Here is a 464-nt window from a genome sequence, read left to right on the forward strand (position 1 = left end):
GCCGCGTCAGGTGCCGGTGTTGATGCCGGACGAACTGGTGGCCCGGCTGAAGGCGGGGCAGGATCTCGGCAAGGTCTCGGCCGTCACGCTGTCGAGCGATCCGGCCGCTGCGGTTCATGTCCGCTTCGGCCGCGACGAGCAGGGCGGACGGCCCGCCTCGCTCTATGTCGACCCCTACGACGCGCGCGTACTGGGCTCGCCGCGTGGCGAGGAATTTTTCGCGACCGTGCGCAGGCTGCATCGCTGGCTTCTCATCCCCGGTGACGCCAAGGGCTGGGGACGTCCGATCACGGGCACTGCCGCGCTCGGCCTGATCGTGATGCTGATTTCCGGCCTCGTGCTGCGCTGGCCGCGCCGCGCCAGCAGCGTGAAGATGTGGCTGAAGCCGAATCTCGCCCTCGGCGGCCGCGCCCTGCACCGGTCGCTGCATACGGTGATCGGCACCTGGGTGCTTCCGATCTATC

At 69.4% G+C, this 464-nt stretch carries 1 protein-coding gene; it reads left to right on the forward strand.

What is annotated here, in order from left to right; all coding sequences use genetic code 11:
- The coding region (locus tag RAD16_RS41020; RefSeq protein WP_458163688.1) for a PepSY-associated TM helix domain-containing protein at positions 1 to 464 on the forward strand (464 nt) is incomplete at both ends.

This window comes from Bradyrhizobium sp. 18BD, assembly GCF_054185225.1.